This window comes from Marinobacter sp. (genome assembly GCF_040904845.1).
Taxonomy (GTDB): Bacteria; Pseudomonadota; Gammaproteobacteria; order Pseudomonadales; family Oleiphilaceae; genus Marinobacter.
Window position 1 is genome coordinate 1 of the sequence record NZ_JBBDSR010000034.1, and the last position, 8,575, is coordinate 8,575.

Genomic DNA, 8,575 nt, shown 5'->3' on the forward strand with positions numbered 1-8,575 from the left:
GGAAGCAGGCGCTAGGAACGACTCGAAATCGGGTTTTTCTACAGCCTCGTTAGGCCAGTAAACGAACAGAGGTTCAAGCATGGATATCGATGACTTCATGAAAAGCACAAATGGCCCGGCTTATCAGAAAAACGAATCAAGAAATGGCCCGCCGCTTACCTACGTCGGCGAGAAGCTACGGTATGCGCTGGAACAGTGCCATGATTTGCTGCAAGGAATCGAGAGCTGCGTTCCTGATAGTCTTCCTCTTCCAGACGATTATCAGGAAGGCGCACCGATTTCTGCAAAGCAGGATTTGTTAAAGAGCCCGGCGTGGGCTTCTTTTCATTATCAAGTCACTGCGTTTGTAGCACTGTTCAACATGCTTGGAGTCGTGAAATCCAGTAAGGATATTGAACGCTTGGGGCAAATGCCGGAAGCAGACTTCAAGAAGTGGCTCGATTTCATTGAGCGTGAGGGCTCAGTTCTCGGGTGACGGCCTAACAAGGCCAGGCACGGCGACGCCTACTACATTGCGGCTTCGCCTCCATTCCGCAGCCGCGCATGCTGGCTGGCGTTATGAGTTCTAGGATGCTGTGATGAAAATTTTTGGATCATGTCCCAAGTGCAACGAGGATTTGCCGCCCCGTATCAAAGAAGGAGTTGAGTGCACCGCCTGCGGATCTTTTGTTAGAACCGATAAGCGCAATGCTCTGCTCTTACAGGCAATTACAGTGCTTGGCGTAATGCTTCTTTATCATACGTTTCCTGCATTGCTGTTTATCTTCATTCCGATAATGGGTTACGCAGTAATAAAATGTGGAAAATATGTAGTTGTGGAAAACGAAAGTAACGGCAATGGGCAATCAGATTCATAACAAATCATTCCAGTTCGTTACGGCCCTAAAGGGCCTCCACCGGACGGCCTTTTCTCCGCTTCGCTGCGCAAAGGCCGCCGCTGAATATTGGCGTTAAATGCCTTGCTTCGGCGCTCTTGGGTTCGGTGTTTGGGCGCGGTTTCGCAGTTGTTTTCGGGCAGAACACAGCCGCCAGTCTGGTAGTGATTTTGACGGCCAGTTCGGTGTTCAGGTCGCGGGGCAATCCGGCGTAAGCATCGTTCAGCGTCCGCTCATTTGGTGTTCTGGTTCCTGGCGCCATGGGTCAAGTTAGTACACAGTATCAGGGAGTGGGCATTCAGCATGTTGTGCCAATACAGAACCACGGGTGAACGGCCCTTAACCAAGCAAGCCACGGCGACGGTTACTGCATTGCGGCTTCGCCTCCATTCCGTAACCGCGCGTGCTTCGCGGCGTTAAATGCTCAAGGTGCGCATGAAAGAATTGCATGAAATCATAGATGAAGTTAAAGATGAACAGAGCTTCTTGGTCTTTGCGAAAGCTCTAATGAAAGATCGTGAAGCACATGAGGGTAAGCCAGTAGATGGGGTCGGGTTTGCAGGAGACTGGGCGAACAATGATATATCTGGGTTCTTAGAATCTGCTATTGCTTGGGCAGAGGATTCTGAATTTGGTGTCAGGCAAGATACTGAGCTTCAATCAAACAAGTGGAAACAATTCGCGGTGTTTTTGTATTGCGGAAAAGTATATGAGTAGTCCTGCATTTAACAAGTCGCGCCAGTCGGACAGTTTGTTCCGTGGCTCTTTTCGTGCTGGCCGCTACGCTAGCACAAAACGCCACTCCACAAACTGCCGCTGCGCTCGGCGTTAAATGCCTGGCTCCGGCGTTCTTTGGTTTGGTGTTTGGGCGCAGCGTGGCAGTTGTTTTCGGGCAGAACACAGCCTTCGGTCTGGCAGCGTTTTTTTCGGCCAGTTCGGTGTTCAGGTTGCGGGGCAATCCGACGCGTTCATCGGGCAGTTTCCGCCCATTCAGTGTTCTGGTTCCTAGCGCCATGGGTTTGGCTGGTGCAAAGTATCGGGAGTAGGCATTCAGCATTGGGTGCCGCAATAAATTGCCGGGGTAATCGGCATCTAACCAGGCGCATCAATACGCGGCCGGTGGCCGCCGGACGCCCTTTGCATTGCGGCTTCGCCTCCATTCTAAGGGTGCCGTTGTGCGCGGCGTTAAATGCCAGTAACGGCAAGGTCCAAAGCTCCAACAATCTGATTTCTAAAATGGGAGAGGGTACCAACAGGGCTTTTGAGATGCTTTTCTGGTACCGAGGAAATTTGTGGGGTTAACAGCAGCAGTTCCTGATCGGCAAAGCGGATTTCCGGCGTGAGTCCTTGCATGGCTTCGCCACCAAAGGCGGAGCGCTTGCCCAAAGGGATAACGATGCGACTTGCCAGGTCGCTCAGGAGACTGCTCTGAATATCGACAAGGTAAGGATAGTGCGCTTTGCTGACGTTGCTCGGGTTGGGGTACACATCGAACTGTGCCATCAGAACTCCCTGAATTCGTCGCCGAAGCATCCCTGTTGTTCGACGAAATCGTTGTAGCACTTTATCGCGGTACGATTTTCTTCGATCCATTGTGCTGCTTCGCGTTTGGAAAGCTCCTCTTTCAGAGCCCGCTCCAGGGTGGCAGACAAGTTAATATTCAGTTCCCGGGTTTTATGCAGCAGATCGCTGTTGATTGAGAGGTTCGTGGCTTTTTTGGGTGCGGCTGTATTGTAGAGTTCGGCCATGAGTGCCTCCAGGGGGCTTTTAAATCCACAGTCTAAGCTTATGCGCATGGCAATGCGCACGCAAGCATTTAGCCAATGGCTGTTGCCGGGCGTGCCCGCGCTGGCGCTCCGGGCTTCATGGATTCAGGTTTAATGGAATAGGAGAGATGCTGTGATCGAGCTCTATCAGTTTGCACCAGCATGGGGGATCAACCTGAGCCCTTTCTGCCTTAAAGTGGAAATCTACTGCCAGCTTGCGGGTATTCCCTATGAGACGCGCAGCACTCTGCCCCTGAAAGGACCTCGCGGTAAGCTTCCGTTTATTATCGACCAGTCGAACACCGTTCCTGACAGCGGAAAGATCATCGAGTATCTGAAAGAAACCTGCGGTGATCCTCTGGATGCACAGTTATCGGAAGAGGGTCGGGCAATGGGGCATATGCTGCGTCAGGTCTGCGAGGAAAGTCTGTACTTTGCGATTCTCTACTCGCGCTGGCTGGATGATCGGTACTGGCCGAAGGTCAGGCAGGCTTTTTTTGGTTCCCTCCCGCCTGTGGCGCGCAGCCTGGTTGCGGCCATCGCCCATCGCGGCATAAGAAACAGCCTTATCGGCCAGGGCTATGGGCGCTACCCGCGTGAAGAGGTGTATGCAGCGGGGGCTGCAGATCTTGCGGCCATCGCCTGGCAGCTCAACCGGCAAAGCTATGCAGCGGGTGATCAGCTTACGTCTTTTGATGCGACGCTCTATGCGTTCCTGTTCAACGTCGTACAGGTCCCGCTGGAAACACCGCTAAAAGCTGAGGCAGCGAAACATCCGGTGATAGACGCTTATCTTAACAGGGTTCACGACGCGTTGGATGCTGCTGAGCGGCGTTAAATTTTTGCCGTATCCTCATCGACTATGCTGTAATACATTGTAGTCATCAAAACTTGGGGGTATGGCCATGAGTGTCACGACAGTTCGCCTTCAGGCGGAAGTTGAGCAGCACCTGGAAGCAATCGCCAGCAGGCTCCACCGGAGCAAAGGCTGGGTAATCAATCAGGCATTGTCGGAATACATAGAAAAGCAGCAGCTTGAGCAAGAGCGGTGGAAGCAGACTCTGGAGGCAATGGAGTCCGCCGCCCAAGGCAAGGTGGTTGATGCCAGCGAGGTTCATAGTTGGCTTAATAGTTGGGGAACCGAAAATGAGCAGGATGCGCCGAGGTCAGGTAAGTGAAACTGGTTTACACGGACGAAGCCATTGAAGATCTGAAACGCCTCAGGGATTTCATTGCCGTTCACAATCCGTCGGCGGCAACCAGGATTGCCACTGAACTGGTTGGCAAAATTGAATGGCTGCCAGACTTTCCCAAAATGGGCACACCGGTTGAGATGGCGCCGGTGCCTGATTCTGTCCGGGATAGGGTTTTCGGAAAATATGTCATTCGATATTCGGTTCATTCCAGTGCCATCATTATTCTCCGGGTATGGCATGGCCTTGAAGGTGAACGATAGCAATTTAACCAGGCGCGGCACTCGGATCCCTTTGTCTCCGCTTCGCTGCGTCAAAGTCACCGGTGCGCTCAGCGTTATGCACTCACCAAGCAAGAAAACTAGGCGAGGCCCTTAGTGTTCCAGATCGTTGGCGCTTTACTTGGTATCGTTGGTGTCGGGAGCCTTTTGCTCCTTGGAGTTCTGATGTTTAGTGGTGCCTTCAAGGAATATGACGGATTCGATTACTGGATAAGTGTTATAGGTGTAACAGTGAGAAACACTCTCATGCCTGTGTCAGGATATGCCGCATTCAGGCTACCCATCGCCACTCCGGCACTTGCCTGGGCTGCCTTTGGCATATACGTAGCGACGACGGTTGGACTGCAATGGGTAAAGAGTGGGTCTTTACGTGTTAGTGATTTTATTGGCACATTCTATATAGCAGCGTCACTGATCGCCGTAAGCGCGGCACTTCTCACAGCGCTGGAGCCATCGAGTGCATACACGGCGCATTAATACGCGGCTGATGGCCGCCGGACGCCCTTTTCATTGCGGCTGCGCCTCCATTACAAATGCGCCGTTGTGCGCTGGCGTTATGCATGAAGGATTATGAGAGAACTTACCGAGATCGTTATTAAGGTTTTTGCAGCCTACCTGGTCTTTAGCACTGTGGGGAATTATGTCCCGCTGGCTTTTGTTCCAGATGCATTCAGCGGGCCAAATTCGCCAGACATTTGGTTCTTCGCGGCGGGGCTCTCTGTGCCAATCGTTATCGGCATGGTTTTGTGGCTCAGAGCGCCGAAGCTCTCCAAGTCTGCTTTTTCTTCAGAAGCCCCCGGGCCGGTGATTCCAGAGAGCGGTGTTGTAGCTGCTGGGGTGTTTTTAATTGGTGTTTATTGGTTCGTTCGCGCTGTAAGCGTGTTGTTGACTCAACTGGGCTCTCAGGCGTCGATAAACTATGGATGGTGTGTAGTTTTGGCCATGTCTGTCGGTCTGATTCTCGGTATCAACTTGATCGTGAAGGTATTCCGAAAAATTCGTGCTGCGGGCAGCAATGCATAACCAATCGCTCAAGTACCATTCCCGGCCTAACGGCCGTCCACCTGACGTCCCTGTCGGGCCGCCGCTTATTTCAGCGTTATGCAGCCACCTCCAAGCCATATTGACACGCGTCACGTGACGCAATACACTTTCCTGCATGATCAAATCCTTCGCTGATAAACGAACTCAAGCGCTGTACTCCAAGGGCAAGTCAAAGAAGTTTCCTGCGGATGTTGCGCCGAGAGCCGCCAGAAAACTTGAATACGTGAATCTGGCCGTACAACTGGAGGACTTGAAAGTGCCGCCTGGCAATCGCCTTCACCCGTTGTCGGGAAACAGGCAGGGGCAGCACGCAATTTCGATCAATGATCAGTGGCGTATCTGTTTTCGTTTTGAAGATGGCGATGCGTATGAAGTCGAAGTGTGTGACTACCACTGAATGAGGTGATGACTATGGCTATTCTTAATACTGCCGGCATGCAGCGCAAGCCGACTCATCCTGGCGAAATGTTGAGGGAGGATTTCCTGCCGGACTATGGCCTGTCCGTTGCGGGGTTGGCTGAATCTCTGGGTGTCTCTCGCCAGTCAGTTAACGAATTACTGCGCGAACGTCGTGCTGTCAGTCCTGAAATGGCGCTCCGGCTTGCCCGTTTGTTCGGTAACTCTCCGGAATTCTGGCTGAATGCGCAGCGATCTGTTGATCTTTGGGCGGCGGCTCAGTCGGTCAAGGAAGAAGTCAATCGGATCAAGCCGTTACATGCTGCATAACCAAGCCATGCACCGGATGCCAAAACCTCCGCTTCGCTCCGGCTTTGTCACCGGTGATGGCGGGCGTTAAAGGTTAAAGGGAGTTTTCAGTGAACAAGGAGGATCTTTCCCCAGAGGACCAGGCCTACTACAAGCGTCTTGAGTTCAAGCCGTCACGAGTATTGCTGTATTTGCTGGCAGTGGTTTACTTGGTGTTTGTTTACGCGGTTGGTGGTTCCAGTTTAGCGGAGGCTTTTTCAGCGGTGCAGTTGGGAACTTTATTCTGATTCAGGGAATCGATCTCTCTCAAAGAAAGCTGATCGTCATTGGCGGATTCCTAGCCTTGAAACTCAGCACGACGAAGGGGTCGATGCTGCTTGGTCCTCTCTTGCTGAACAGCGAATCGATGAGCAATGGCCGAAATTCAGTAAGCGCACCCGCAGGTTTTTACTGGCTCCACCGGGTATAACACATATGAGCCTTCTCGGAATCAATAGTGGTACCGAAGCTGGGCGATAAGCAGAGCGTCGTCCGTGACTTTGTAGACCATGCGGTGCTCTTCGTTGATCCGTCGGGACCAATAGCCAGCCAGACTATGTTTAAGGGGCTCAGGTTTGCCTATGCCTTCAAACGGCTCGCGTTTGGTTTCTTTAATCAACTTGTTGATTCGGTTGAGAACCTTTTTGTCGGTTTTCTGCCAGTACAGATAGTCTTCCCAGGCGTTCTCGGAGGAGATGAGTTTCACTCAAGAAGTTCCTTTTCTTGACCACCGCCTTGCTCCAGTTCGGCAACGGATTCCAGCAAACGGCGGGCGTTCTTTGGTGCGCGCAGGAGGTATGCGGTCTCTTGTAACGCCTCATAATCCTCAAGAGAGATCATGACCACGGATTGTGACTTGCTCCGGGTGATGATCACAGGAGAATGGTCGTCACAGACCTGCTCCATGGTTTTTGCTAGATTGGTTCTAGCGGCTGTGTAACTAATGGCATCCATAAGGCTTCTCCTGTACAGGATATTGTTCGTGTACAGAATAACGTACTTTAAAGGGTTTAACTAGGCGTTAAATGCCGGAGATAGCAAGGTCCAGGGCTCCAACAATCTGATCGCTAAAATGGGGGAGGGACACTGACCGACTGGTCGCCCCTGCTTGTCTAATCTAGAATCTGATAGCGTGGAACCCGTGGAAGTCTGCCGTGGGGTTGCTTCCGTAGATGGATACCATTCACTTGTTAAAAAGAGCCGATTGATGACTGATCCTACATACACGCCCCCAAAAGTCTGGAAATGGGAATCCGCCAGTGGCGGTGCCTTTGCCAGTATTAACCGCCCGGTCGCCGGCCCGACTCATGACCAGGCATTACCCGTCGGAAAACACCCGTTGCAGCTCTACTCGCTGGCGACGCCAAACGGTGTGAAAGTCACGGTGATGCTTGAGGAGCTGCTGGCGCTGGGCTTTGAGGGTGCAGAATACGATGCTCATCTGGTGCGCATTACCGAGGGCGAGCAGTTTGGCAGTGGGTTTGTCGGGGTGAATCCGAATTCCAAGATTCCGGCGATGATAGACCACAGCACCAACCCGCCGGTGCGGTTGTTTGAGTCCGGGTCGATGCTGCTTTACCTCGCCGAGAAATTTGATGCGTTTATGCCCAAAGACCCAGCCGGCCGTGCCGAGTGCTTGAACTGGCTGTTCTGGCAGATGGGCAGTGCACCGATGCTGGGGGGTGGTTTCGGCCATTTCTACGCCTATGCCCCGGAAAAGTACGAATATCCCATCAACCGCTACACTATGGAGGTCAAGCGGCAACTGGACGTGCTGGATCGCCAGTTGGCGGATCGCACCTACATCGCCGGTGAGGACTACACCATTGCCGACATGGCGATCTGGCCCTGGTATGGCGCGCTGGTCACCAATCAGGTGTATGAGGCCGCGGAATTTCTCGAGGCGCACACCTACCAGAATGTGATTCGCTGGGCTCAGCAGATTGCCGAGCGTCCACCGGTCCAGCGCGGGCGCATAGTCAACCGCACCTGGGGTGAGCCGTCGCGTCAGCTGCACGAGCGCCACGACGCCAGCGATTTTGAAACCCGCACCCAGGACCAATTGGCACCCCGGGATAGCGAGTAGGACCAAACCCTTTATCAGGGTAACTGGCAGGTAGCAGGGATAACCAGGAGGGCGTCAGCGGATGGCCAGTGGAAAGCGGCTGATTTTCCAGATTAACCGTCTGCGTGAGCGGTTGTGGTTCCGGCCATTGCTGTTCAGTGTGCTGTCGGTGGTGTGCGTGTTTGCGGCCCGATTGATTGAGGGTAGCGATCCGTCCGGGTGGTTGCCGTCGATTTCCCGCAGCACGGTGGAGACCCTGCTGTCTATTCTCGCCGCCAGCATGCTGGTCATTGCGACCTTCGCGGTCGGGTCCATGGTGTCTGCCTACACGTCCGCTAGCAGCAGTGGCACGCCACGAGTCTTTGCGCTGGTGCTGCGCGATGATGTCTCACAGACGGCTCATTCCACCTTTATCGGCTCCTTCATTTTCAGTGTGGTGGCCCGGGTAGCGTTGGAAGAAGGCTATTTCGAGGCAACGGGTTACTTCGCCATTTTCGTCGTGGCCATGTGTGTGTTTGCGGCGGTGATTCTGGTGTTTGTCCGCTGGGTGGATCGCATTGCCCGTCTGGGTTTGCTGGGGCCCACCATCGACAAAGCGGAGCGAGCC

General features: G+C 53.3%; 15 protein-coding genes. 11 read left to right on the top strand and 4 right to left on the bottom strand.

Going from position 1 to position 8,575, the window contains the following annotated elements:
• Nucleotides 1-79 precede the first annotated feature (79 nt).
• Both WD429_RS03500 and WD429_RS03505 read left to right on the top strand, forming a co-directional pair.
• A complete protein-coding gene (locus WD429_RS03500) occupies nucleotides 80-475 on the top strand; it encodes a hypothetical protein (RefSeq protein WP_368420786.1) in 396 nt (131 codons plus the stop codon).
• An 820-nt stretch (nucleotides 476-1,295) separates the two neighbouring features.
• Entirely contained in the window at nucleotides 1,296-1,592 is a 297-nt protein-coding gene (locus tag WD429_RS03505; protein ID WP_368420787.1) for a hypothetical protein, read from the top strand.
• 468 nt (nucleotides 1,593-2,060) lie between these two features.
• On the opposite strand, the gene WD429_RS03510 is transcribed toward WD429_RS03505, so the two are convergent.
• Together WD429_RS03510 and WD429_RS03515 are read right to left on the bottom strand one after the other, a co-directional pair.
• Nucleotides 2,061-2,378, bottom strand: coding sequence for a CcdB family protein (locus tag WD429_RS03510; RefSeq protein ID WP_368420788.1), 318 nt, complete (start codon nucleotides 2,376-2,378; stop codon nucleotides 2,061-2,063).
• Nucleotides 2,378-2,623: a type II toxin-antitoxin system CcdA family antitoxin gene (locus WD429_RS03515; protein ID WP_368420789.1), complete on the bottom strand. Its 246-nt coding sequence runs from the start codon at nucleotides 2,621-2,623 to the stop codon at nucleotides 2,378-2,380. Before WD429_RS03515 ends, WD429_RS03510 begins: the two co-directional genes overlap by 1 nt.
• Before the next feature lie 151 nt (nucleotides 2,624-2,774).
• On the opposite strand from WD429_RS03515, the gene WD429_RS03520 reads away from it, so the two are divergent.
• The 7 genes from WD429_RS03520 (at nucleotide 2,775) to WD429_RS03550 (ending at nucleotide 6,151) form a co-directional block, all read left to right on the top strand.
• Nucleotides 2,775-3,479 (top strand): glutathione S-transferase family protein, encoded by a 705-nt coding sequence (locus tag WD429_RS03520; protein ID WP_368420790.1) that lies wholly within the window; start codon nucleotides 2,775-2,777, stop codon nucleotides 3,477-3,479.
• Nucleotides 3,480-3,546: 67 nt separating this feature from the next.
• Complete coding sequence (locus tag WD429_RS03525; protein ID WP_054640921.1) at nucleotides 3,547-3,819, top strand: CopG family ribbon-helix-helix protein; 273 nt, start codon at nucleotides 3,547-3,549, stop codon at nucleotides 3,817-3,819.
• Entirely contained in the window at nucleotides 3,816-4,097 is a 282-nt protein-coding gene (locus tag WD429_RS03530) for a type II toxin-antitoxin system RelE/ParE family toxin (protein WP_368420791.1), read from the top strand. The genes WD429_RS03525 and WD429_RS03530 overlap by 4 nt, the downstream gene beginning before the upstream one ends.
• 588 nt (nucleotides 4,098-4,685) lie before the next feature.
• Nucleotides 4,686-5,138 (top strand): hypothetical protein, encoded by a 453-nt coding sequence (locus WD429_RS03535; RefSeq protein ID WP_368420792.1) that lies wholly within the window; start codon nucleotides 4,686-4,688, stop codon nucleotides 5,136-5,138.
• A 136-nt stretch (nucleotides 5,139-5,274) separates the two neighbouring features.
• The gene (locus WD429_RS03540; RefSeq protein ID WP_368420793.1) at nucleotides 5,275-5,556 is read left to right on the top strand and encodes a type II toxin-antitoxin system RelE/ParE family toxin; all 282 of its coding nucleotides are present in this window, start codon (nucleotides 5,275-5,277) and stop codon (nucleotides 5,554-5,556) included.
• A gap of 14 nt (nucleotides 5,557-5,570) precedes the next feature.
• Nucleotides 5,571-5,885, top strand: a complete 315-nt coding sequence (locus WD429_RS03545; RefSeq protein ID WP_368420794.1) for a HigA family addiction module antitoxin — start codon at nucleotides 5,571-5,573, stop codon at nucleotides 5,883-5,885.
• A gap of 89 nt (nucleotides 5,886-5,974) precedes the next feature.
• Nucleotides 5,975-6,151, top strand: coding sequence for a hypothetical protein (locus WD429_RS03550; RefSeq protein WP_368420795.1), 177 nt, complete (start codon nucleotides 5,975-5,977; stop codon nucleotides 6,149-6,151).
• Nucleotides 6,152-6,354: 203 nt separating this feature from the next.
• Here the strand turns inward: WD429_RS03550 and WD429_RS03555 are convergent, their stop codons facing one another.
• On the bottom strand, nucleotides 6,355-6,609 hold the full coding sequence (locus WD429_RS03555) for a Txe/YoeB family addiction module toxin (RefSeq protein ID WP_368420796.1): 255 nt from the start codon (nucleotides 6,607-6,609) through the stop codon (nucleotides 6,355-6,357).
• Nucleotides 6,606-6,857: a type II toxin-antitoxin system Phd/YefM family antitoxin gene (locus WD429_RS03560; RefSeq protein ID WP_368420797.1), complete on the bottom strand. Its 252-nt coding sequence runs from the start codon at nucleotides 6,855-6,857 to the stop codon at nucleotides 6,606-6,608. Before WD429_RS03560 ends, WD429_RS03555 begins: the two co-directional genes overlap by 4 nt.
• A 253-nt stretch (nucleotides 6,858-7,110) precedes the next feature.
• Between WD429_RS03560 and yghU the strand changes: the two genes are divergently transcribed.
• On the top strand, nucleotides 7,111-7,989 hold the full coding sequence (gene yghU, locus WD429_RS03565) for a glutathione-dependent disulfide-bond oxidoreductase (RefSeq protein ID WP_368420798.1): 879 nt from the start codon (nucleotides 7,111-7,113) through the stop codon (nucleotides 7,987-7,989).
• Nucleotides 7,990-8,050: 61 nt separating this feature from the next.
• Nucleotides 8,051-8,575, top strand: a 525-nt coding sequence (locus WD429_RS03570; protein ID WP_368420799.1) for a DUF2254 family protein, incomplete at its 3' end; no start/stop codon positions are given.

Bases quoted from the DNA above. Each gene is read 5' to 3' on its own strand.
- WD429_RS03515 (WP_368420789.1), bottom strand. From the start codon at position 2,623: ATGGCCGAACTCTACAATACAGCCGCACCCAAAAAAGCCACGAACCTC.
- WD429_RS03560 (WP_368420797.1), bottom strand. From the start codon at position 6,857: ATGGATGCCATTAGTTACACAGCCGCTAGAACCAATCTAGCAAAAACC.
- WD429_RS03525 (WP_054640921.1), top strand. From the start codon at position 3,547: ATGAGTGTCACGACAGTTCGCCTTCAGGCGGAAGTTGAGCAGCACCTG.
- yghU (WP_368420798.1), top strand. From the start codon at position 7,111: ATGACTGATCCTACATACACGCCCCCAAAAGTCTGGAAATGGGAATCC.
- WD429_RS03510 (WP_368420788.1), bottom strand. From the start codon at position 2,378: ATGGCACAGTTCGATGTGTACCCCAACCCGAGCAACGTCAGCAAAGCG.
- WD429_RS03535 (WP_368420792.1), top strand. From the start codon at position 4,686: ATGAGAGAACTTACCGAGATCGTTATTAAGGTTTTTGCAGCCTACCTG.
- WD429_RS03500 (WP_368420786.1), top strand. From the start codon at position 80: ATGGATATCGATGACTTCATGAAAAGCACAAATGGCCCGGCTTATCAG.
- WD429_RS03545 (WP_368420794.1), top strand. From the start codon at position 5,571: ATGGCTATTCTTAATACTGCCGGCATGCAGCGCAAGCCGACTCATCCT.
- WD429_RS03540 (WP_368420793.1), top strand. From the start codon at position 5,275: ATGATCAAATCCTTCGCTGATAAACGAACTCAAGCGCTGTACTCCAAG.
- WD429_RS03505 (WP_368420787.1), top strand. From the start codon at position 1,296: ATGCTCAAGGTGCGCATGAAAGAATTGCATGAAATCATAGATGAAGTT.